Origin of the sequence: Seonamhaeicola sp. MEBiC01930 (assembly GCF_045277075.1) — a bacterium.
Lineage (GTDB): Bacteria > Bacteroidota > Bacteroidia > Flavobacteriales > Flavobacteriaceae > Seonamhaeicola.
Map to the genome: position 1 here is coordinate 892,499 of NZ_CP104270.1, position 23,843 is coordinate 916,341.

The window sequence follows — 23,843 nt, forward strand, 5'->3', positions numbered from 1 at the left end:
TATCAATTAAAACAATGCTCTTAAACCTATATTAAAGGATTGACCTAAACCGGTATTGTCACCTCTAACAAACTTACTGTAGAGCAATTCCAAATTTAAAACATCGGTTATTTGGTACTTACCACCAAAACCAACGGCAGTGAAATCCTGTTCAAAATCACCAATTCTTTGGAAATGTTGCACAAAACCCAAAACAGTTGATTTTCCACTAGGAAAGTAACTCATAAAGACTCCCGGTGAAAATACAAATGTATTATTGGCAAAACTTTTATCTTCGCCAAAATTATATTCCGTATTTAATTCTGTAAATAATTGCCAATCTCCATTAGGCAGGGTATAGTCATAAAAAAATCTATTCTGAAATGTATAGGCCGTTTGATCTAAAAACACTCCATCGACATCAGATTCTTCCCCCAATAATGGAATATGAAATGCTGATTGAACTGTGAAATTACCGACATTCTTAATGGGATTAAATTTAATTACAGGAGCAACCGAAGTAAAACCAGAACGTGCCGTTCCACGTTCACCATCAAAAGAAAAAACATCCAGAGCACTTCTATCTCCAATTACATTAGACCTAACATCAAATAAAACACCAATATTAAAAGTGCTGTTTTCAGAGACTCCTGTAAATATATCAAAACTTGAAGTAAAATAGGTCTCCCTAGCTTTATCTGACTTAACACCATTATTTCGGGCCTCAGTTTCTGTATACAAATTATTAAACCATTTAATATCCCATTGCCCTTTTTTCAAAAGTTTAGAAGGTGTATAGGTTTGAATATTACTTTTTGTTTCTTCTTGCTCTTCTTGTGAAAATCCGGTAAAAGCAATTGATACTATAAATAGTAATGTAATAAATCTTGTCATGAATTTGTTTTTAAATTATTGTTCATTGACTTTCCAATTGTAAGGAAAGTATCTTATTTTGAAATTATCTGGAATTTTTTCAGTTCTGTATTTATTTATAAAATCAATTTCGGTGGTTCCATTCATTCTAAAATCTTCTTTATACCACTCCATAATTTGAGATACAGCCACACGTTTTTTCTTAGTATCCACTTTTAAAAACGTACCGTTCAAAGCAATTTTTGTTTGAGTTTCTAACTGTTTATATAAAGTCTCGGGTAAATATGCTTTATTGATTAATGGAGGACATCCAATGGCTCCACAAACTAAAACAAAATGAAAGCGAGGGTCTTCAAATTGTGCTCTCAACAATTTATGCTCAATATCATTTAATGTGATTTTGGTTCCAGCCAAATCGTACTTAGTCTTTTCAAAAAAACCAGAATTATCTAATGGTGAATTGGTAGGATAATTATCAATAACACCCTTTATAACGGATAGATTATACGCATTAATCCAAAACGCTTGATACGTATTTGTCATCTCTTTAGAAACTGAAATTGTTTTTGCAAGACTTAAAACATCTTCTAAATCTTTTGAATCTTTATGAAGTTTTGCATAGGCTACTTTCCCATTATTTACATAGGTTTCAAAAAAAGCGTTGGCTTTTTTAAAAAATGATGCCTCACTTTGAGACCAACCAGAAAAGGCGATTAAAAGGCTTAATAAAACAACTGTTTTCTTCATAATAAAATTTAGTTTTCACAAAGTAACAACTCCTCTGTCGAACAAAATGTTAGTTAACTTACAAATACATAAAAAAGATTTTGGGGTCTGCATTTCAATTGATTCCTTACACAAGATACTTAATTTGAATTGGTTCTAAATTTACGCAGGTCACATTAAGTTCTTATCTTTAGTTTCGACCTAATACATCATAATCTCAAAAAATGGAGCACATTGTTATCATTGGAAATGGAATTTCTGGAGTCACGGCTGCCAGACATATTAGAAAGCTTTCCGATAAAAAAATCACAATCGTTTCTGCCGAAACGGATTACTTCTTTTCACGTACTGCACTTATGTATGTATACATGGGGCACATGAAATTTGAACATACACAACCTTATGAAGATTGGTTCTGGAGAAAGAATAAAATAGACTTGAAAAAAGGTTTCGTGAAAACGGTAGACACCAAAAGTAAAACGCTTCAATTCTCAAACGAAGAAACTTTACAATATGATAAATTGATTATTGCAACAGGAAGTAAACCAAATAAGTTTGGATGGCCCGGGCAAGACTTAGATGGTGTAATGGGGATGTATCATAAACAAGATTTAGAAAACCTTGAGAAGTTTGCTCCTAATAATAAAGTTTGTAAACGAGCTGTGATAGTTGGCGGTGGATTGATTGGAATTGAATTAGCCGAAATGCTACATTCAAGACATATTCCAGTAACATTTTTAGTGAGAGAAACTAGTTTTTGGAACAAAGTTTTTCCAGAACAAGAGTCCGAAATGATAAACAAGGAAATTTTAAGTAATGGTATCGACTTACGACTGGGAGTTAACTTAAAAGAAATCAAATCAGACGATAACGGAAAGGTAAAATCGGTCGTAATAGCTGAAACTGGAGAAGAAATAGCTTGTAATGTAGTTGGATTAACTGCTGGTGTAACACCGAACATAGATTTTATCAAAGATTCTGAAATCGAAACAGGTAGAGGTGTGAAGGTAAATCGGTTTTTAGAAACCAACATTCCTGATGTTTATGCCATTGGTGATTGTGCTGAACAACATGAACCAATTGGAAGCCGAAAACCTATAGAAGCCGTTTGGTATACCGGAAGAATGATGGGTGAAACCGTAGCGCAAACCATTTGCGGTAATCATATTGAATACAAACCAGGACATTGGTTCAACTCTGCTAAGTTCTTTGATATTGAATACCAAACCTATGGTTGGGTATGGGCGCAACCCAAAGAAAATGAAGCCCGTTTTTATTGGGAACATGAAAGCAGTAAAAAGTGTATTCATTTAAGCTATCACAAGGATACCCGAGCTTTTATTGGCATCAATAATCTGGGAATTAGAATGCGCCATGAGTTTTTTGATAGGGTTTTGAGCGAAGAAAGAACTATTGATTATGTACTGGAACATTTGGCAGACGCTAATTTCGACCCAGAGTTTTACAAACTCCATGAACCCGAAATTGTTGCTAAATTCAATCAAGAAAATGGCACAAACATTCAGTTGAAAAAGAAAAGTTGGAAACGCATTTTTGCTTAGAATAAGGATATATGAAAGCATTAAAAAAATTAGGATTAGTCTTATTCATTCTAGGTTTAAGCATTTTTACGGGGACCATATTTACCGGAAGTTTCAAATTATCAGAATCAGATGTAAATGATTTTATTGAATCTAAGGGTTACCAAAGTGAAATTATTAAAGAGGAACTTAAAAAGGCCACAGTCACCAATGAAGACTTAAACATTTTTCAGTTTTCCAGTCGGGTAAGAGCAGCTTACCAAGCTTCGAACGAACACTACGAAAATTTAATTGCTAAATATGATGCCGAAAAAAATTGGGATAAAAAAGGAGAGCAATATCAATACATAATCTATGGAAAACCGCATACCTTAAGCTATGAATTGTCTAAAAAAGCAGGTTCTGGTTTTATAAAAGATAATCCAGCCTTAATTTGGTGGTTAACTTTTGGATTGGCAATACTTGGAGGGCTCTTGTTTATCCTTCCAAACATTAAATTACTTGGCAGACCAGGTATAAAAAACAATGGCATCTATCTTGAATCTAGCACTAATCGCGGTTGGATTGCATGGTTGGTTTTAATTTATCTGGTAGCATTCTATTTACTACTTTATTTTAAGGCAGATTATGTGGTTAATTGGACCTACATTCTAGACCCCATAAGTAAGTTTCTTAATGGAGGACCTGCTAGTCAATGGTTTGTTTATGGCTTCCTGTATTGTGTCATAATGTTAGTCATGGCTGCACGTATGTATATTAAATACAGACATAATAAATACCAAGTAATTCGTACCACCTCTGTTCTCTTTTTTCAGATAGTCTTTGCATTTCTTATTCCTGAAATCATGGCAAGCCTAAATATGCCTGGGTACGATTTTAAAAACGCCTTCCCTTTAGATTATGATTTCTTTTTCGAATGGAATTTAGAAAGCTTGAGTCAAAGTGGAGCAATAGGCATTTTTATTTTAGTATGGGGAACCCTTTTAACACTTATAGTGGTGCCCGTAATGGTTTATTTCTTCGGAAAACGATGGTACTGTTCTTGGATATGTGGTTGCGGAGGTTTAGCTGAAACCTTAGGAGACCCATACAGGCAACATTCTAACAAAAGTTTAAATGCATGGAAATTGGAACGTTGGCTAATTCATGCTGTCCTTTTATTTTCATTAATAATGACAGCGGTGACTTTGTATTGTTATTTTTCCGGCACGCAATCTTTTCTAGGAATTAATTCCCAATGGATTAAGGACACCTATAGTTTCCTTATCGGAGCTTGGTTTGCAGGAGTCATCGGCACTGGGTTCTATCCCATTTTTGGAAATCGAGTTTGGTGTAGATTTGGCTGTCCTTTAGCAGCTTACCTAGGTATAGTACAACGTTTTAAATCTAGATTTAGAATAACTACTAATGGCGGTCAATGTATTTCTTGTGGAAACTGTTCAACCTATTGCGAACAAGGTATTGATGTTAGGGCCTATGCCCAAAAAGGTGGAAATATTGTTCGTGCTAGTTGCGTGGGTTGCGGAATTTGTTCTGCTGTTTGCCCTAGAGGTGTTTTAAAATTAGAAAATGGTCCAGAAAAAGGCCGCATCAATCCTACGGATATTTTATTAGGTAATGATGTAGACCTAATGGATTTGGTAAATAGAAAGTAACCTTATCGATTAAATTCTTAATTTAGTAGTTCGGTTTAAAAAATTGACACTTAATTTCCGAAATGCTCACTAAAAACAAGAATATTACCATAGCTGTTTTACCGTTTCAAATAACGAGTGAGGAGGATAGAATACAACAACTTTTTTCCGGATTTTCTGAAGACCTAATTACACATTTTTCAAAATTTATAGGCCTTTCGGTAATTTCTTCCTATTCAACCTTAAGGATTAAGGATATTTCTAATCAACAAGAAGTTGACCAACTTGGGGCTGATTACTTAGTATATGGAACGGTTCGTCATAGATATGACAACATTAGAATGTCCGTTCAGCTTATAAAAACTGAAGACCAAAGTTTGGTTTTTGGCAATCGGTATGACGAAACTATTGATTCGCTTTTGGAAACACAAGATGATATTGTTCAGCAAATCGTTACAGTTCTTGAAGAAAAAATTAATTACAATTTACTCTCTCATTCCTATAAGAAAAGTTCTGTAGAACTTGCTGCCTATGAGAATTACCTCATTGGAATGAACACCTTACAAAAGGGCTCAAAAGATAATGACATTAAAGCCCGTGAATACTTTAATGCCGCTTTAGAAATTGACCCTAATTATTCGTTAGCGTTTACTGGGTTATCCTTAAGCTACTTCAACTTTTGGTCGTGCCTCCTTTGGGAACGCTGGGATGAAAGCATGCAAGGTGCCCATGATTATGCTTTAAAAGCTATTGAGCTTGACAGCAATGATTATACTGCTTTGGGTGTTTTAGGAAGGACATATGTGTATTTTGGTGAATTTGAAAAAGCTGAACATTACCTGAGAAAATCCTTGAGAATGAATTCCAATGACTGCTCTCACCTATTACGGGTTGCCTTTTCGTTAATGTTTTTAGGTTATAATGATGAAGCTGTTAAACTTTACCACAAAGCTATAGAGTTGAATCCGTTTCACTCTAACCATTATTATGCTCACGGTTCAAATTACTACTTGGGTATAGGCGATTTTGAAACAAGTGTAGCTTTAGCTAAAAAAGCATCAAAAAAAAGTTGGACCGATTTCCCCGCATTTGTTGCTGCTGCCTATTTGCAACTCAAGGATTATGACAAAATGTGGCTTTATTGGGATGAGTACATGAAACTCTTTGAAAAAGCTGTGTATTCCGGAAAAAAAACAATAGAGGAAGAATCTTTAGAATGGCTTATGGTCGTTAATCCATTTAAAAACTTCACTTATTTAACACCTTTAATCGAGTATATTAAAACGGAGAAGCAAGTATCTCAAACCGATAAGATAAATAAAACAACTAACACTAAAGATAACGGTTTTTATCGAAAAGGTGACGTTTGGGAAGTGAATTATCAGGGTGAGCTCGTAACTCTAAAAGACACTAAAGGGTTTCATGACATCTACAAATTACTTTCAAATCCTGAAAAAGAATTGCACTGCTTAGATTTAATGAAATCCGCCGTTGATGAAAGTAGCAATACGTCTGCAATTGACAATAAAGCTAAAGCTGAATACCAAAGGCGAATAAAAGAACTTCAAATTGAAATAGAAGAAGCGGAATCCTTCGGTCAAACTGAAAACATTGCTAAACTTAGAGAAGAATATGATGGAATTCTGGAACACCTATCGAAGTCATTAGGACTATCTGGTAAGTCCCGAAAAGTGGGTTCTACTATAGAAAAAGCAAGGTCTGCAGTAACGTGGCGTATAAGAAGTAGCATAAAAAAAATAAACAAGGCGCATCCGCAATTGGCAACCCACCTATCCAATTCCATAAAAACAGGAACATATTGTTCTTATAAGCCTGAAATCAAGGTAGATTGGATGCTCTAATTTGTTGAACTTACATCTTCTTTTCTCAAAACTTACATTGTAAGTTAAAAACTTACGTCTATTAGGTAAAAGCAAATTATTAATCAAAAAAACGAATTATTATGCCAACACCTTTAGAAATCTTATTAGACCCCATATCATTAATAGCTTTAGGAATGTATGCTCTCTTAATTATCTGGGAGGCCTTATTCCCAGCAAGACCATTGCCAAAAGTTAAGAACTGGAAACTGAGAGGTATGACCTCCTTTGCGGTATTTTTCTTTTTATCATCGTATTTACCATTACTAACAGACCCATTTTTAGCGCAATATCAATTCTTTGACCTAACAAGTCTTGGAAATGTTGGTGGCGGTATTTTCGCCATTGTACTTTATGAATTCGGTGTTTTTGTGTGGCATAGAGCTATGCACAAGTCTGATTTCCTTTGGAGACTATTCCATCAAATGCATCACAGTGCAGAACGTATGGATACTTACGGCGCCTTTTACTTTAGTTTATTTGATATGATTGGATTCACCTTCTTAGGAAGTATCTGTTTAGCTCTTCTAGTAGGTGTAACCCCTCAAGCGGTAACTATCATGTTGTTGGGAACTATGTTCTTAGGGATATTCCAACATACTAACATAAAAACACCTCATTGGTTAGGATACATTATTCAGCGTCCAGAAAGCCATACAATTCACCATGCTAAAGGAATTCACAAGCACAATTATTCTGATTTACCAATATTCGACATCATCTTTGGCTCATTTAAAAACCCCAAAGGTTACGAACATGAAACAGGGTTTTATGAAGGTGCCTCTGCTAAGGTAGTTGAGATGCTTACTTTCCAAGACATAAATAAATCTAAAGCCTAAAACCATGTCATATATCTTAGAAAAACTTCAAGCCTCCATCTTTTTAACAGACGGAGGTTTAGAAACCGATTTAATTTTTAATAAAGGAATTGATTTACCGCATTTTGCTGCATTTCCATTAATTGAAAACCCCAAATATCAGGAAACCTTTGAATCTTATTATAGAGAATATATGGATATGGCTAAAAAGCATCAAACCGGCTATATCTTAGAGAGTCCAACATGGAGAGCTAACCCAGATTGGGGTTTTAAACTAGGATATTCAAAAGACGATTTAATAAGAGTAAATAAACAAGCTATTCAACAAATGAATAGTCTTAGAGCAACATATAAAAAAGATATTGAAACCATATTTATTAGCGGACAGTTAGGACCAAGACGCGATGGTTATCAAATACGAAACGCCATGTCAGTAGAAGAAGCAAAGGGCTATCACAAACTTCAAATGTCAGTTTTCAAAAATGAAAAAGTAGATTTGGTATCCGCCATAACCATGACCTATAGCAATGAAGCTTTAGGCATTACAAAAGCCGCAAAAGCAAGTAATTTACCTGTTGTACTATCTTTCACTGTTGAAACCGACGGACATTTACCAAGTGGAGAAAGCTTGAAAGAAGCCATAGAAAAAATTGACAAAACCACTAACAGCTATCCTCTTTACTACATGATAAACTGTGCCCACCCAACACACTTTATGGATAAAGTTGAATCATCGTCAGACTGGAAATGTAGAATCAAGGGTATTCGGGCTAACGCATCTTGTAAAAGTCATACAGAATTAGATGAGTCTAAAGAGCTTGACAGAGGAAACCCAAAAGAATTGGGGCAATTGCACAAAACCTTAACAACACATTTACCAGAATTAGCCATTTTTGGAGGTTGTTGTGGTACAGATGCCTCTCATGTAGCTTCAATTTGTAATCATGTTTTAGCTTAAATTTCTCAAAACAGAATTTTTCTAAGAGCATGTATATGCTCTTTTTCTTTATAATAATTTAAAAATGTTGTTAGTTCATAATTTGACCAACGACATAGCTTATTGTATTTTTGTACCACAATTACTTTTCATGCCCAAAATAAACGTCATCATTCCTGCCTATAACGAAGCTGATTCTATTGGAAACGTTATAAAAGATATCCCAAGGACAGTTGAAGAGGTAGTTGTAGTAAGCAATAATTCTAACGATGACACTGAGGTAAATGCTCAAAATGCTGGAGCCACCGTTTTAACAGAAAGTCGCAAAGGTTACGGTTACGCTTGTTTAAAAGGAATGGATTACATTGCCAATAAAGCAGTTAAACCAGACATAGTTGTTTTTCTTGATGGTGATTATTCTGATTATCCCGAGGAACTTACAAAAATAATAGAACCAATAATAAATGATGACAAAGATTTTGTAATTGGCGCACGTGTAAAACGACTTAGAGAAGCAGGTTCTATGACCATTCCTCAAATTTTTGGGAATTGGTTGGCAACATTTTTAATGAAACTTATGTTTGGTTCAAAGTTTACAGATTTAGGTCCGTTTAGAGCTATAAAATATGACAAGTTGTTGGCTCTAGAAATGGAAGATAAAACTTATGGCTGGACAGTAGAAATGCAGCTTAAAGCTTTAAAACAAAAATTCACATATATCGAAGTACCAGTAAAATACAGAAACAGAATAGGTATCTCTAAAGTTTCTGGAACCATAAAAGGTGCTATATTTGCAGGCGTAAAAATTTTGGTTTGGATATTCAAATACAGTTTTAAATAATGATTTTAGAAAGTATCGTCATAGTTCTATATACCATCGCAATATTACTGATATTTCTATATGCCTTGGCGCAATTAAATTTGTTAATCAACTATGTTTTTGCAAAGAAAAAAGATAATGCTCAAAAATTCGACTTATCTAACCAAGATCAAATTCCTTTAGTCACTATTCAACTACCAGTTTATAACGAAATGTATGTTATGGAACGTCTGTTAAATAACATCGCTAAAATTGAATACCCTAAAGACAAGTTAGAAATTCAGGTTCTAGATGATTCTACAGATGAAACGGTACAATCAACGGCCGCACATATTGAAAAACTTCAACAAACAGGTTTAGATATTAAGCACATTACAAGAACCAATAGAGTTGGATTTAAAGCTGGAGCTTTAAAGGAGGGGTTAGAAATAGCAAAAGGAGAGTTTATAGCTATTTTTGATTCAGATTTTTTGCCAAAATCAGATTGGTTAAAACATACAGTACCTTATTTTAAAGATGAAAAAATTGGCGTAGTTCAAACACGTTGGGGGCACATTAACCGCAATTATTCTCTTTTAACTAGAATTCAAGCATTTGCTCTTGATGCTCATTTTACTTTAGAACAAGTGGGACGAAATAGCAAAGGCCATTTTATCAATTTTAATGGTACTGCCGGTATTTGGAGAAAAACTTGCATTATTGACGCCGGTAATTGGGAAGGAGATACACTTACAGAAGACCTAGATCTTAGCTACCGCGCTCAGCTTAAAAACTGGAACTTTAAATATTTAGAAGATGTTGAAACACCTGCTGAGTTGCCAGTTGTTATAAGTGCAGCTAGATCACAACAATTTAGGTGGAATAAGGGAGGTGCTGAAAACTTTAAAAAAATGCTTTGGCGCGTTTTAAAAAGTAAGAACATTTCAGCTAAAACTAAAATTCATGGACTTTTGCATTTGCTTAATAGCACCATGTTTTTAAATATTTTAGTCGTGGCTATTCTTAGTATTCCTATGTTATATATAAAGAACGAATATGCGCATTTAAAAACCTACTTCTTAGTAATGAGTTTCTTTGTACTAAGTACCGTTATTTTCTTTATCTGTTATTGGATTATGTATCGTAATATTTATGGTAAAGGGATTAAAAATTTCATGGGTTATATAGGAATGTTTTTTATGTTTTTTTCAATAGCCATGGGTTTTTCTCTACACAACTCTATTGCCGTTTTAGAAGGTCATTTTGGTAAAAAATCTGCCTTTATACGTACACCAAAATTCAATATTAATAATTTAAAAGACTCTTGGAAAAACAATAAATACATTAGAAAAAAGGTTTCTACAAATGTAATTTTTGAAGGAGCACTAATGGTTTACTTTGGATTTGGCATGTATAGCGCCTTTATTGTTGGAGACCAAGGAGGTGACTTTGGTTTATTTCCATTTCACGCCATGTTATTTATAGGTTTTGGATACGTATTCATAAAATCTTTAGCATCTAAAGTATAATTTTTTGGGCGTTACCATATCGGTTCAGGCTTCACGTTTTAAATTGTAACTTACTACAATAACAAACGCAAATACCATGTTCGTTCTAAAAAGCTATGGCCCATAACTTTTACAGTCATAATAATTTTGCTTACATTTAAAACAAACCAATTAAAAAACAAGCAATTATGACATCTATTAAATACAAGCTTTTCACGGCTATTTTTGTTTCCTTTTTAACAGTTTTCATTATTAACGGGCAAGAATCAAACATCAAACAGAAAGCTGTATTGGTTACAGGTGCTAGTAGTGGGATTGGTTTAAAAATCACAGAACAACTCTCATCCAATGGCTACTTCGTATATGCCGGAGCGCGCAAACAAAAAGACATAGATAGGCTCAATGCCATGAAAAATGTAAAAGCCATTAAACTGGATGTAACCAAATGGGATGATATCAATGCAGCCGTTGAAACTGTAAAAAAAGAAGGTCGTGGACTTTATGCATTGGTAAATAATGCGGGAGTTGGTATTTGGGGACCTTTAACTGAAGTTGAAGAAGACGATTTAGAATTTATTTTCAATGTGAATGTATACGGCCCTTACAGAGTAACAAAAGCTTTTGCTCCTTTAATTATTGAGTCTAAAGGACGCATTAGTACCATAAGTTCTATTGCTGGAATTTTATCTGGTAGATTTATGGGCCCTTACTGTATGACTAAACATGCCGTGGAAGCTTATACAGATGCCTTGGCAGCTGAAATGCAAAAATTTGACGTTCAGGTTAGTGCTATTCAACCTGGAAATTACAATTCTAAAATTGGAGAAACACTGGTTAAAAGGGCTAAATCAAATCCTGAAGCTTTTGAAAATTCACTGTATAAAGAGGAATATGATAAACTAATTTCTTCAGAAGGAGACCGAAGCCAATACAAAGATCCGAGTGAGGTGGCTGATGCCGTAGAAAAAGCACTCTTTTCAGACAGCCCAAAACGCCGGTATATGGTTGTTCCTAATGAGATTGAAGGTAATTGGACCATTACTCAAATTTTACGCGAAATGGTGCAGCTCAATGAAAACCAAGCTTATAAGTATAGCAGGGAAGAACTCATTGAAATTCTAGATAAGGTCTTAACTGAAATAGAATAAATTTTAAAAATAAATCTGAACCATTTTTCGCCAGTATCTCGCTTTATGGGCTTCTTCGTCCCATTCGAAAAACTGATGAGAAATGCCCTTTTCAAGTAAGATATTAGACAAGGTATAATTACTTTCCAAAAATGGGTCTTCCTTTCCAATAGCAAGAACAATGTCCATATCTTCCAATTGCTTAATTAAAATAGGATCATCAACATTTTTTAAATACTGGTTGGGCATATTGAAATACACAAAGTCATTATGAAAACCACTAAGTAAATCCTCAAAATAACCTTTAGATTGGGTTAAATCGTAGCGTCCGCTCATGCCAACAACCTTGCAAAACAATCTTGGATGGCGCATAGCCACATTAACTGCATGATAAGCCCCTAGACTACATCCAGCCGAAATCACATTTTCATTCTTATTTATTAAATTGGCAAGGGGTAATACTTCCTCCAATACATATTTTTCATATTGAATGTGCCTATAAATACGATAACCAGGATGTACAAAACTGTTATAGAACGACTCTAAATCTACACTATCTACACAAAAAACCTGTAAATGTCCTTCATTGATTTTCTCTTCAACAGCTTTAATGATCCGCCAGTTTTCATAATCGTAAAACCGTCCCATTCTAGGTGGGAAAAATAAAACTTTGGCTCCGGCATGACCAAAAACCAAAAGTTCCATATCCCTGTCAAGATTGGGACTATACCATTTATGATATTCCCTTCTCATAAAATAAAACTCTTATTTGTAAGTTAGGAATTAAATTATATTTCCTCAAGTACTTTTTCAGGAAATATCTCAGGGTGAGTTTTTAGTACCTTTAATACGGCTTTATATCCAGCCTTATTTAAATGCAGACCATCTTCTTCAAAATAGTCTATATTGGGGTTACCACCTTCATCAAGTAAAACATCATAAATATGTACGTAATGAAAGTTTTCATCTTTAGACATAAACTCTTCTATTTTGCTATTTGTAAAATGAATGCTTCCCATTAAATGTTTACGTGCTATACTAGGTTTTATGGAAATACAGGTAAATTTCACATCGCCATACTTTGCTCTTACTTTTGCTAACAAGTTTTCTAAAATTAGGACAACCTCTTCAGGATGCCTACCTTCTCCCAAATCATTATCACCGGCATAAACTACAATAGACTCTAGTTTGTCTATGTTTTTAAAAACACGATCAAAAAACCATGTACAAGCAGCCACAGTAGAACCTCCAAAACCTAAATTCAACGGATTGTATTCTTTGAAAACAGAGGTTAATTCACTCCATAAAGTAAACGTAGAACTTCCGTAAAAAACCAATTTCGGATCATATTCCAATGCCTCAACTTCATTTTCTAATCGTTCTAAATCCGGGAAGAACCAAAACATGAATAATACCTTTTAAAAATTTAGCCCTAAATATAAAGCTTTAAAATAACTTCTACGAAATTGAAAATTAAATTAGTTGAAAGCTCTTTTTATCTTGTAGGAGCTATTTGAGTCATTTCTATCAAATTATTTAAGAACTGTTCCGCTTCTGGAGTGCCTTCCTCTGGAGACCAGCTTGCAAATCCTTTGTCATTTTTTTGGATGTAAGGACCTGGTTTAACCTCAAAAACCACAGTGTCTTCCTCTAAAGCATAAAACGAATGAATTACATGAGGCTCTAAATCAACACCAAAGGCATCAGAATTGGCGTATAAATTATTATGTGAAAGCATATTGCCGTCATCGTCAAATGTCATCACACAAATCCCACCCTTTAAAACTATAACAGACTCTGCTTTACTATCAGTTTCATGACTATGAGGTCTTATATAACTACCAGGTTGAATAACATTAAACATTCTATGTAAAGTATCTGAAGCCGACTTATGTAATGGAGCAATAATACGTTTCCGCGGACTGCTTCTAGACAACTCCACTGTTCTTTCAATAATTGATTTATCTAAGATGGTAACATCGCTTTTTGGTGGTGGTGTAGCTACAGGGAAATCTTTCATAATATTACAATAAAAAAACCTATATTTTCTGTTTTAAATTCAAAGGAATCCTTTCCATAATTAGAAATTATTCATCTAATTTAACAATGCCATTCAATAACTTTTCACACACGTCCCTACTTTCTTCCAATAAATTCTGCGAGGTATAGGTTATGAATTGAACTGTTCCATTCTCATGAGAAAAATAATATCCATAATATGAAAATTTAATTCCATACATAGTACCATCCATTTGAAGTAATAGAACTTTTAAATCATTAACCATCCTATATTCTTCCTTTACAATTTTTAAATCAGGAGCAGCAGCTTTCCCATTCTCTAATGCTATGGTTTTCAGCATTTCAAGGGGTATCTCTACTTTTTCTGATATAACCATACCATATAAATCCCCATCCTTGACTTGAAGTTCATATTCAGCTTCTGGATTATCAGTAGCCTTTTTAAAAGACCACACTTTAGGGTCCAACCAAAAACCAACATTCAATTTATTACTTTTAAGTAAGAAGGTGGAATTTGTATCTTTTTCAAATTTCTCTGGGTTAGTAGGTATTTCTGTTTCTTTAATTACCTCTTCATTCTGATATTTCCAGGTTCCATCTTCAAACAATATAACTTCTTCTCCTCTTTCAGTAATGGCCTTTTGTTGGGCATAAAAACTAATAAAACATAACAGTAAAATTAATGTAGGCAGTTTTCTTGATATTCTCATATTACTTTTAACTTATAATATTAAACAAAACGAATGTCGTTAAATTTTCCCACAAAACCAATCAAAAAAGAACAATAAAAAAGCCCTTTTTCAATTATGAAAAGAGCTTTTAAATCAATATTTATTTTCAGCTTACATATTCTTCAACTCAGCAACTAAATCAGTCAATACCTTCTTAGCATCACCAAATAACATAGCCGTTTTGGCATTGTAGAACAATTCGTTGTCAATACCAGCATACCCTACATTCATACTACGTTTGTTTACTACAATATGTTTGGAATTCTCCACATCTAATATTGGCATACCGTAAATTGGACTTGAAGGATCATTATGAGCTGCTGGGTTAACAACATCATTTGCCCCAACAACCAATACTACATCTGCATTATTAAACTGCGGGTTAATATCATCCATCTCCACTAGCATATCATACTCTACATTAGATTCTGCCAACAATACGTTCATGTGCCCTGGCATTCGTCCTGCTACAGGATGAATAGCATACTTTACATTCACCCCTTTACCGGTTAATAGTTCCTCCAATTCATGAATCACATGTTGAGCTTGTGCTACTGCTAATCCATACCCAGGTACAATAATCACGTTGGCTGCATAGTTCATCATAATAGCTGTATCACTGGCAGTAGTACTCTTAATAGAGCCCATAGTTTTATTTGCACCTTCAGGACCTCCAGCTGCAGTAAACGAACCAAAAATAACAGACACCAATGTTCTGTTCATAGCTACGCACATAGCCACGGTTAATATAATTCCAGCAGAACCAACCAAAATACCTCCAACCAGCATTACCATATTATCATACAACACACCTGTAATAGCTGCTGCAATACCTGTTAAGGAGTTCAATAATGAAATTACTACTGGCATATCTGCGCCACCAATAGGCATTACGAATAAGATTCCGTAAACCAATCCACCAGCTACTAAACCATATAATAAAACACTACTATCAATACCTGTTGCAACCATATAAGCTGCCAAAGCAATTAAACCAAGAATAAAGATATTATTGATAATGTTATATTGAGGTATCTTAATCACACTTTTCACTGAACCGTTTAGCTTTCCGTAAGCCATTAAACTTCCAGAAAAGGTGATGGCTCCAATGATAATAGCGGCTAAAATAGTTGCTACAATAGAAGCACTGGTAGCAGAAATATTGGCATTACCAAATTCAACTATCCCAATTAAGGCAGCACTGGCACCACCAAAACCGTTAAATAAGGATACTAATTCTGGCATTTTGGTCATTTCTACCTTTATAGCGATAAGCCAACCAATAATGGCTCCTACTAAAATGGCAATTCCTATTAATACATAAATGATGGTTGGCACTTCCAAATCGTGAATAAAAATGGTACCAACAATGGCTAACCCCATTCCGCCAGCGGCAATTAAATTTCCTGACTTGGCCGTATCTGGGTGTCCTAATCGCTTTAAACCAAATACGAAGGTTACCGTGGCAATTAGATATATTATACTTAATGTTACACTCATTATTTCTTCTTTTTAAACATTTCTAACATTCTGTTGGTAACTGCAAAACCACCAACAACATTTAAGATTCCTAAGACCACAGCTACAAATCCTAATGATAAAGCCAGATAATCTGTTGGGTCTGAATGTAACATAACCAATATAGCTCCAACTATTACTACCCCACTTAAGGCATTTGCACCAGACATTAATGGTGTATGCAATACAGCTGGGATACTTTTAATTAGCTCTACCCCAACAAAGGTTGCTAAAATTATGATGTAAACAATCTGCAAATTGTTTGTTATAAATTCTATTAAGTTTTCCATGTTTAGTTAGTTTTTACGTTGAACCCCGTCCTGAACGATCAGGGTTTCATCGGTTATCTCTTCCTCTAAATCCCATTTAAAATTCAAGTCTTCTGTTAAATGCATAATGAAGTTGTATATGTTCTTAGCATATAGCTCACTGGCATTGGTAGATACACTCTCTGGTGCTACGGTGGTTCCAATAACCTTAACGCCGTTAACAATCACCTTTTCATTAAGTTTACTAACCTCACAATTCCCGCCTTGTGCAGCTGCCAAATCAATGATTACAGCACCATTTTTCATCTGCTTAACTTGTTCTTCGGTAATTAAAACTGGTGCTTTTCTTCCCGGCACATTGGCCGTGGTAATAACCAAATCTGCCTTGAATAAGGATTCATTTACAGCTTCTTTTTGTCTTTTAACATAATCCTCAGATGCTTCTTTTGCATATCCTCCTTCAGAATCCTCGCCACTATTTTCTACTGAAATAAATTTAGCTCCTAAAGATTCTGCTTGCTCCTTGGTTTCAGATCTAATGTCTGTTGCCTCTACAACTGCACCCAGACGTTTTGCTGTTGCTATAGCCTGTAAACCAGCAACACCAACACCATAAATTAACACTCTTGATGGTGTAATTGTCCCTGCTGCAGTCATCATTAAAGGGAAAATTTTTGTCATTTCATAAGCTCCTAAAATAACGGCTTTATAACCCGCTAAGTTGTTTTGCGAACTCAAAACATCCATATCCTGAGCCCTAGAAATACGCGGCATTGCATCCATAGAAAATGCTGTAGCCCCTTTATCTGAAATAGCTTTGATTAATTCTGGGCTTGATTTGTGATACAACTGACTCATTAAAATATGACGGCGTTGCACTAATTTTAAATCGGCTTCATCAAACGGATTAATTTTAACAAGCACTTGGGCCGATTCAAAAACGCCTTCGCGCGACGTAATGGAAGCTCCTGCTTCTTCATAATCGGAATCCTTATAAAGGGAACTTACCCCTGCGCCATTCTCCGAATAAATCTCGAAGCCTTTTTCCACCAATTTTTTAGTGATAAAAGGAGAAAGAGCGACTCGTTTTTCACCTTTTTGAGATTCCTTTAAAATTCCAATTTTCATATTTATTAGTTAGTTTTTTAAATTGCTAAAATAGTTTGTTATAAAGTTTAAAACTGAAAATAAGACTTAACAAAAACTATACACCCTTTGTGTTTACCTTTTAACATTGAGATATTCAACTCAACAAAACCAATACAAGTACTATTTTCAATCAGGAAACTTTGCTTTAATTTTATCTAAACTCAAATTATGAATACTTCCAACGTGCGTATGCTGTTTAGATGTATCCGGAACATAAGTTCCATCTTGCACTTGCCCTCCTATTTTTTGATACGCCTCTCTAAAGCTCTGCCCCTCAACCACAAGCGTATTAATGTTGTCTACAGTGAACAGGTATTTATATTTATCATCATTCAAATCTATGTCCTTAACAATCACTTGTTGAATAGCATAATTGAAAATATCAAGAATATCCTTTAACTCCTCAAAAGCCGCAATCATGTTCTCCTTCAACAATTGAAAATCTCTATGATAGCCACTAGGCAAATTATTAGTAATTAAAACCATTTCACTTTGAAGTGCCTGAATCTTGTTGCTTTTCCCTCTTATTAATTCAAATACATCTGGATTCTTTTTATGAGGCATAATACTACTTCCTGTAGTTAGCTCATCCGGGAAAGTTACAAACCCAAAATTCTGACTCATATACAAACAAACATCCATTGCAAACCTTGAAAGTGTATTTGCTAAACTTCCTAAAGCAGCAGAAATAGTCCGTTCATTTTTACCTCGCCCCATTTGAGCAGCAACAACGTTATATTTTAAAGTTGAGAATTCCATTTCCTTTGTAGTCAATTCTCTATCTATGGGAAATGAACTTCCATAACCTGCTGCAGACCCTAAGGGGTTTTGGTCCACAGTTTTTAACGCAGCATTTAATAGATACACATCGTCAATCATCAATTCGGCATAGGCTGAAAACCACAACCCAAACGATGACGGCATTGCCACCTGCAAATGCGTATAACCAGGCAATAATTTATCCTTATAGGTCTCTGCTAAATCTAAAAGCGTATCGAAAAGCGCCTTAGTTTTCGACTGAATTAACTGTAAGTTCTCTTTATAATAAAGGTGACAAGCCACTAAAACTTGGTCGTTTCTAGAACGTGCTGTGTGTATCTTTTTACCAACCTCTCCAAGAGATTTGGTTAATTCAAACTCAATTTTTGAGTGCACGTCTTCAAACTGCTCATCAATAACAAAGGTACCTTCTTCAATCTGCGAAGCCAATTTATCTAGCCCTCCTAAAAGCTTTTCTAATTCTTCAGCCGAAAGGATGCCTATACTATGCAACATTTTTGCATGTGCTTTGGATGCTATAACATCGTACTTTGCTATATGGATGTCAATTTCCCGATCGTTACCTACCGTAAACTGCTCTATTTTATTATCTATTGATATGCCTTTGTCCCAGAGTTTCATTATTATCTTTTTTTGTCATTACCGCGGAGGCGGGAATCCATTTTGTATTTTCTAACTTTTTTGAGACCCTTCGACTGCGCTCAGGGTGACAATCCGTTTGTCTGTTTATGTGTTGATTCGTTTAAACGATTACCCGATTCAACAATTCCACATATATTTTTATGCCTTCTTCTATTTCGTTTAAATAAATAAATTCATCTGCCGAATGTGATCTTGTACTGTCTCCTGGACCCAATTTTAAACTTGGACAGGACAATACTGCTTGGTCTGACAATGTTGGAGACCCATAAGTGGTTCTTCCCATGGCTACACCAGCTTTTACCAAATCGTGGTCCGTTGGAATACAAGATGAATTCAATCTTAAACTACGCGGTGTAATGCTTGTTACAGGAGCTTCTTTTTGCAATATTTCGGCAATTTCCGCATTGCTATAAGCATCGTTTACCCTAACATCGATAACCAAACTTAAATCAGCTGGTACTGCATTATGTTGCTTTCCAGCACTAATCTGGCTCACCGTTAATTTTACATCTCCTAAAGCCTCAGAACCTTTTTCAAACTTAAAATCTTTGAACCATTTTATGGTCTCAATAGATTTATAAATTACATTATCATCGTTTGGATGCGCTGCATGACTAGGTGTTCCTGTTAATACAGCATCAAATACAACCAATCCTTTTTCGGCAACTGCCAAATTCATTAAGGTAGGCTCACCTACAATAGCCACATCAACCTCAGGAATCACAGACAACATACTGTTCAATCCTTTTGGACCACTACTCTCTTCTTCAGCTGAAGCCACAATTACCAGATTATATTTTAGGTTTTCGTGATTATAATAATATGTAAATGTTGCTATTAAACTTACCAAACAACCTCCCGCATCATTACTTCCTAAACCATATAATTTACCATCTTCAACAATCGCCTTAAAAGGGTCTTTTGTGTAAGCAGAATTAGGCCTTACCGTATCATGATGTGAATTGAGCAACAAGGTTGGCTTCCCTTCTTCAAAATGTTTATTGACTGCCCAAATATTGTTCTGTGTCCTTTTATAATCAATATCATTACGCTTAAACCAATCTTCAATATGAGCCGCCGTTTGGTCCTCTTCAGAAGAAAACGATTGGGTTTCAATCAACTGCTTTAAAAGAGCAATAGCCTCTGATGTTAATTGCTGTATCATAAATATAAAGTGGTAAACTTTTGTTCTTTATTACTTATTACAGATGGATTTCCGATAATCACTCGAGATACCCCTTGTTCTAATGCATTAAAACAATTCTCTAACTTTGGAAGCATCCCGTCATGGAATACACCATCACCTTTCAATGTTTGATAAGTTCCTGAGTCCATATATTCAATAACCGAATCATTATTATCTACCGACATCAATACGCCGTTTTTCTCAAAACAATAAGTCAATTCAATTTTATAAAGTTCTGAAAGACCTACAGCTAATTCAGAAGCTATGGTATCAGCATTTGTGTTTAATAATTGTCCGTTACCATCATGTGTGATTGCACAAAATATGGGAGTAAAATCCGCCTGAATTAGTTTATCTATAGATTGATGAGCAACTTTTTTCACATCTCCTACAAAACCGAAATCAATCTCTTTTACAGGTCTTTTATCTGATTTAATACTGTTTAAATCGGCACCTGTCAACCCTATGGCTTCCACATTTAAAGCTTGAAGTTTCGCAACGATGTTTTTGTTTACCAATCCGCCATAAACCATAGTAATCACCTCAAGTGTATCAGCATCTGTAATACGTCTACCGTTTACCATCTTAGATTCAATACCCAATTTGGCAGCTACACTCGTAGCACGTTTTCCACCACCATGAACTAATATCTTCTTTCCTTCAAGATTAGAAAAGTTTTCTAGAAATATTTTTAAAGCATCTTTGTCTTCAATAACATTCCCTCCAATTTTTACTATGGATAATTTTTCTTTAGCCATTTTCTAACAATTTTTTAAGGACTAATTGCGCTGCATAGGTTCTGTTATTAGCCTGCTCTATTACAATAGAACTATCACTATCTAATACAGCATCTTCAACCACAACATTACGTCTTACAGGTAAACAGTGCATAAACTTAGCATCACCTATTTTTTCTTTTGTTATCATCCAATCAGGGTCAGTATTAACAACTTTCCCGTAATCTTCATAAGAGCTCCAGTTTTTGGTGTATACAAAATCGGCATCTTTGAATGCTTCTTCTTGGTTATGGTAAATAGGAGTATCTCCAGTTATTTCAGGATTTAAATCATAACCTTCGGGGTTTGCAATTACAAACTCCACATCCATTTTTTGCATGGCTTGGGTAAAACTGTTTGCCACAGCATGTGGTAATGGTTTAATATGTGGTGCCCAACTTAATACCACCTTAGGTTTAGAAACCTTTTTGAATTCTGAAATCGTCAAAGCATCTGTCAACCCTTGTAGTGGATGACCGGTAGCACTTTCCATATTCACAATTGGCACAGACGCATGCTCCATAAAGGCATTCATCACCTGCTCATTTTCATCCTTTTCTTTATCAGTCAAGGTTGGAAATGCTCTCACCGCAATTACATCGCAATATTGAGATACTACAGCAGCAGCTTCTTTTATATGTTCGGCTGTATTTCCGTTCATCACCGTACCATCTTCAAACTCTAATCCCCATGCATCACCCGAAACATTCATCACGATGGGATTCATCCCTAAATTCAAAGCCGCCTTTTGTGTACTTAAACGCGTACGTAAACTAGAATTAAAGAATAACAACCCTAAAGTTTTATCTTTTCCTAAGTCTATATTATTTAACGGATTCGCTTTTAATTCTTTTGCTTCCTCAATCCAATCGTTGATGTTATCAATATCATTTATGGAAGTATAATGTTTCATCTTTCTCTTATTTTATCTTGGTAAACGGCACATGATTCTCCATAGCATTTAGAATAAAATTATCCTCTAAGCCGTTTACAATCCATGTTTCTATATTCACTTTTTTAGTTACCTCAGCAGCTTCAATCTTACTTTGCATACCACCACTACCATGTGAGGATTTAGAACTTACTACTTCCTCTGCTAATTCTTTAAAATCAGTAACCTCTTCAATGGTTTTTGGTGTTCCATTCTCCATTGAGGTTTTGGTATATATACCATTTGTATTAGTAGCAATAACAAATAAATCAGCATCAATTAAAGATGCGGTTAGAGCTCCTAGTTTGTCATTATCTCCGAATTTAATTTCATCGGTAGCCACAGTATCGTTTTCATTGATAATTGGAATGTAATTGTTATTCACCAGTACGTTAATGGTATTTGTGATATTCACTTTACTTTCCTCCTTTTCAAAATCTGAATACGACAACAAACATTGCGAACTTAATAACCCATATTCTCTAAAAATCTCTTGATAAATTCTAATCAAATGCGGTTGCCCAATAGAAGCTAAGGCTTGCTTTACAAAAATGGGTTTGCGCTTACTTTCTAACTTCACAAACTGTTTTGCCACAGCAATTGCTCCCGAACTCACGATGATAAACTCACAGGTATCTTGAAGTTTTGCAATTTGATTTGCTATATCTTCAATCTTTCCTCTGGAAATATTATCAGTTTCTTTGGTTAAGGTATTAGACCCTACTTTTAGTAATATGCGTTTCTTTTTTCCCATTCTATTCATTTACCAGTGTCTTTGACTCTGCACTTCGACTGCGCTCAGTGTGACACTCGAACACCAATTTATTTAACGTATTTGTCCGTTTCCGTGAACGTACCATTTATTGGTCACCAAATGTTGCAGGCCAATAGGTCCGCGTTGGTGTAATTTATCTGTGCTAATTGCTAACTCACCACCTAAACCTAATTGTCCTCCGTCTGTAAATCTAGTAGAAGCGTTATGGTAAACTGCCGCCGTATCTACATTTTCCATAAAGGTTTTTGCTTCAGCCTCATTAGTCGTTATTATTGACGATGAATGCCCACCAGAGTATTTATTAATCATGGCAATAGTTTCCTGATTAGATGCTATTTCTCCAATTAGTATTTTATAATCTAAAAACTCTTCGTACCATATATCATCAGATGTAATGCTTTCAAGGTTATGTACTTTTGAAATATTAGCATCTCCTAAAACTTCAATTTTAGAGGCTTTTAATTTCGAAATTAACTCTTGCACAAACCCCTCTTTGTTTGGAAGATTTACATCTATCAAGACTTTATCTACGGCGTTACAAGCCGAAATTTTCGACTTCCCGTTCATAATTACATCTAAAGCCACATCAAAATCAGCTTCTTTGTGTACATACACAAAATTGTTACCACGTCCGCTAATAATCACAGGGCAAGTTGCGTGCTGTTTTACAAAAGCAATTAAACGTTCCCCGCCACGAGGCACAATTAAATCAACGCTCTGCGTTGGTTTTTCTAAAAAGGCCTGAGTTTCAATTCGGTTATATTGCAAATACTCCACCCAATTAGTTGAAGCACCTTCTTCTTTTAGAGCTTGGTGCCATAATTCCACGATTTTTAAGTTGGAACGTAACGACTCTTTACCACCTTTCAATAATATTTTGTTACCAGATTTAAAGGCAATACCAGCAGCTTCAACCGTTACATCTGGTCTAGATTCATAAATAATCAATACAGTACCAAACGATGCTGTTTTGTTGTAAACCTGCATGCCGTTATCATGTTTGAAACTGAAACGCTCTACGCCAACCGGGTCTTCTTGAGAAGCCAAATGTGTAACGGCATTAATCATTTCATCTACTTTAGAATCATCTACTTTCAAACGGTCATACATAGAGATGTCATCACCGTTGTAAGATTCTAAATCTACTTTATTAATATCGATTATTGCCTGTCGCTCCTGCTCTAAAAGCACCGCCATTTTAAGCAAAACTGCATTTCTTGTTTCTATGGATAATAGTGTGTTCAT

23 protein-coding genes are annotated in these 23,843 nt (G+C 35.0%); 8 read left to right on the plus strand and 15 right to left on the minus strand.

The genetic code is table 11. The features are described 5' to 3' along the window. Positions 1–6 precede the first annotated feature (6 nt). Both N1F78_RS03920 and N1F78_RS03925 read right to left on the minus strand, forming a co-directional pair. A complete protein-coding gene (locus N1F78_RS03920) occupies positions 7–873 on the minus strand; it encodes a hypothetical protein (protein WP_406684881.1) in 867 nt (288 codons plus the stop codon). Between the two features lie 15 nt (positions 874–888). Continuing rightward, complete coding sequence (locus N1F78_RS03925) at positions 889–1,599, minus strand: DUF547 domain-containing protein (RefSeq protein ID WP_406684882.1); 711 nt, start codon at positions 1,597–1,599, stop codon at positions 889–891. A gap of 203 nt (positions 1,600–1,802) precedes the next feature. On the opposite strand from N1F78_RS03925, the gene N1F78_RS03930 reads away from it, so the two are divergent. The 8 genes from N1F78_RS03930 (at position 1,803) to N1F78_RS03965 (ending at position 11,843) form a co-directional block, all read left to right on the plus strand. Next, positions 1,803–3,140, plus strand: coding sequence for an NAD(P)/FAD-dependent oxidoreductase (locus N1F78_RS03930; RefSeq protein WP_406684883.1), 1,338 nt, complete (start codon positions 1,803–1,805; stop codon positions 3,138–3,140). 11 nt (positions 3,141–3,151) lie between these two features. Then, a complete protein-coding gene (locus tag N1F78_RS03935; protein WP_406684884.1) occupies positions 3,152–4,774 on the plus strand; it encodes a 4Fe-4S binding protein in 1,623 nt (540 codons plus the stop codon). 62 nt (positions 4,775–4,836) lie between these two features. Then, complete coding sequence (locus tag N1F78_RS03940) at positions 4,837–6,615, plus strand: hypothetical protein (protein ID WP_406684885.1); 1,779 nt, start codon at positions 4,837–4,839, stop codon at positions 6,613–6,615. A 101-nt stretch (positions 6,616–6,716) separates the two neighbouring features. After that, complete coding sequence (locus N1F78_RS03945) at positions 6,717–7,472, plus strand: sterol desaturase family protein (RefSeq protein ID WP_406684886.1); 756 nt, start codon at positions 6,717–6,719, stop codon at positions 7,470–7,472. A gap of 4 nt (positions 7,473–7,476) precedes the next feature. Next, complete coding sequence (locus tag N1F78_RS03950) at positions 7,477–8,409, plus strand: homocysteine S-methyltransferase family protein (protein WP_406684887.1); 933 nt, start codon at positions 7,477–7,479, stop codon at positions 8,407–8,409. Positions 8,410–8,539: 130 nt separating this feature from the next. Further along, positions 8,540–9,229, plus strand: a complete 690-nt coding sequence (locus tag N1F78_RS03955; protein ID WP_406684888.1) for a glycosyltransferase family 2 protein — start codon at positions 8,540–8,542, stop codon at positions 9,227–9,229. After that, positions 9,229–10,716, plus strand: coding sequence for a cellulose synthase family protein (locus tag N1F78_RS03960; protein WP_406684889.1), 1,488 nt, complete (start codon positions 9,229–9,231; stop codon positions 10,714–10,716). The genes N1F78_RS03955 and N1F78_RS03960 overlap by 1 nt, the downstream gene beginning before the upstream one ends. A 167-nt stretch (positions 10,717–10,883) precedes the next feature. Next, complete coding sequence (locus tag N1F78_RS03965) at positions 10,884–11,843, plus strand: SDR family oxidoreductase (RefSeq protein ID WP_406684890.1); 960 nt, start codon at positions 10,884–10,886, stop codon at positions 11,841–11,843. Positions 11,844–11,846: 3 nt separating this feature from the next. Here N1F78_RS03965 and N1F78_RS03970 read toward each other — a convergent pair whose 3' ends face one another. The 13 genes from N1F78_RS03970 to N1F78_RS04030 form a co-directional block, all read right to left on the minus strand. After that, positions 11,847–12,575 carry an esterase family protein gene (locus N1F78_RS03970; protein ID WP_406684891.1) on the minus strand — a complete coding sequence of 243 codons (729 nt, stop codon included), beginning with the start codon at positions 12,573–12,575 and terminating at the stop codon, positions 11,847–11,849. Between the two features lie 35 nt (positions 12,576–12,610). Then, positions 12,611–13,228, minus strand: a complete 618-nt coding sequence (locus N1F78_RS03975) for a GDSL-type esterase/lipase family protein (RefSeq protein ID WP_406684892.1) — start codon at positions 13,226–13,228, stop codon at positions 12,611–12,613. A gap of 89 nt (positions 13,229–13,317) precedes the next feature. Next, entirely contained in the window at positions 13,318–13,842 is a 525-nt protein-coding gene (locus N1F78_RS03980; protein WP_406684893.1) for a WbuC family cupin fold metalloprotein, read from the minus strand. 67 nt (positions 13,843–13,909) lie between these two features. After that, positions 13,910–14,551 (minus strand): hypothetical protein, encoded by a 642-nt coding sequence (locus N1F78_RS03985; RefSeq protein WP_406684894.1) that lies wholly within the window; start codon positions 14,549–14,551, stop codon positions 13,910–13,912. A gap of 132 nt (positions 14,552–14,683) precedes the next feature. Further along, positions 14,684–16,072, minus strand: coding sequence for an NAD(P)(+) transhydrogenase (Re/Si-specific) subunit beta (locus tag N1F78_RS03990; protein ID WP_406684895.1), 1,389 nt, complete (start codon positions 16,070–16,072; stop codon positions 14,684–14,686). After that, the gene (locus N1F78_RS03995) at positions 16,072–16,380 is read right to left on the minus strand and encodes an NAD(P) transhydrogenase subunit alpha (protein WP_406684896.1); all 309 of its coding nucleotides are present in this window, start codon (positions 16,378–16,380) and stop codon (positions 16,072–16,074) included. Before N1F78_RS03995 ends, N1F78_RS03990 begins: the two co-directional genes overlap by 1 nt. A 6-nt stretch (positions 16,381–16,386) precedes the next feature. After that, positions 16,387–17,487 (minus strand): NAD(P) transhydrogenase subunit alpha, encoded by a 1,101-nt coding sequence (locus N1F78_RS04000; protein WP_406684897.1) that lies wholly within the window; start codon positions 17,485–17,487, stop codon positions 16,387–16,389. Between the two features lie 147 nt (positions 17,488–17,634). Next, the gene (argH, locus tag N1F78_RS04005) at positions 17,635–18,909 is read right to left on the minus strand and encodes an argininosuccinate lyase (protein WP_406684898.1); all 1,275 of its coding nucleotides are present in this window, start codon (positions 18,907–18,909) and stop codon (positions 17,635–17,637) included. A gap of 121 nt (positions 18,910–19,030) precedes the next feature. Continuing rightward, the gene (locus tag N1F78_RS04010; protein WP_406684899.1) at positions 19,031–20,095 is read right to left on the minus strand and encodes a M20 family metallo-hydrolase; all 1,065 of its coding nucleotides are present in this window, start codon (positions 20,093–20,095) and stop codon (positions 19,031–19,033) included. Next, positions 20,092–20,874, minus strand: coding sequence for an acetylglutamate kinase (argB, locus tag N1F78_RS04015; protein ID WP_406684900.1), 783 nt, complete (start codon positions 20,872–20,874; stop codon positions 20,092–20,094). Before argB ends, N1F78_RS04010 begins: the two co-directional genes overlap by 4 nt. Continuing rightward, complete coding sequence (locus N1F78_RS04020; RefSeq protein ID WP_406684901.1) at positions 20,867–21,805, minus strand: N-acetylornithine carbamoyltransferase; 939 nt, start codon at positions 21,803–21,805, stop codon at positions 20,867–20,869. The genes argB and N1F78_RS04020 overlap by 8 nt, the downstream gene beginning before the upstream one ends. Positions 21,806–21,812: 7 nt before the next feature. Next, entirely contained in the window at positions 21,813–22,577 is a 765-nt protein-coding gene (gene proB, locus N1F78_RS04025; RefSeq protein ID WP_406685661.1) for a glutamate 5-kinase, read from the minus strand. A 72-nt stretch (positions 22,578–22,649) separates the two neighbouring features. After that, a complete protein-coding gene (locus tag N1F78_RS04030; RefSeq protein WP_406684902.1) occupies positions 22,650–23,843 on the minus strand; it encodes a glutamate-5-semialdehyde dehydrogenase in 1,194 nt (397 codons plus the stop codon).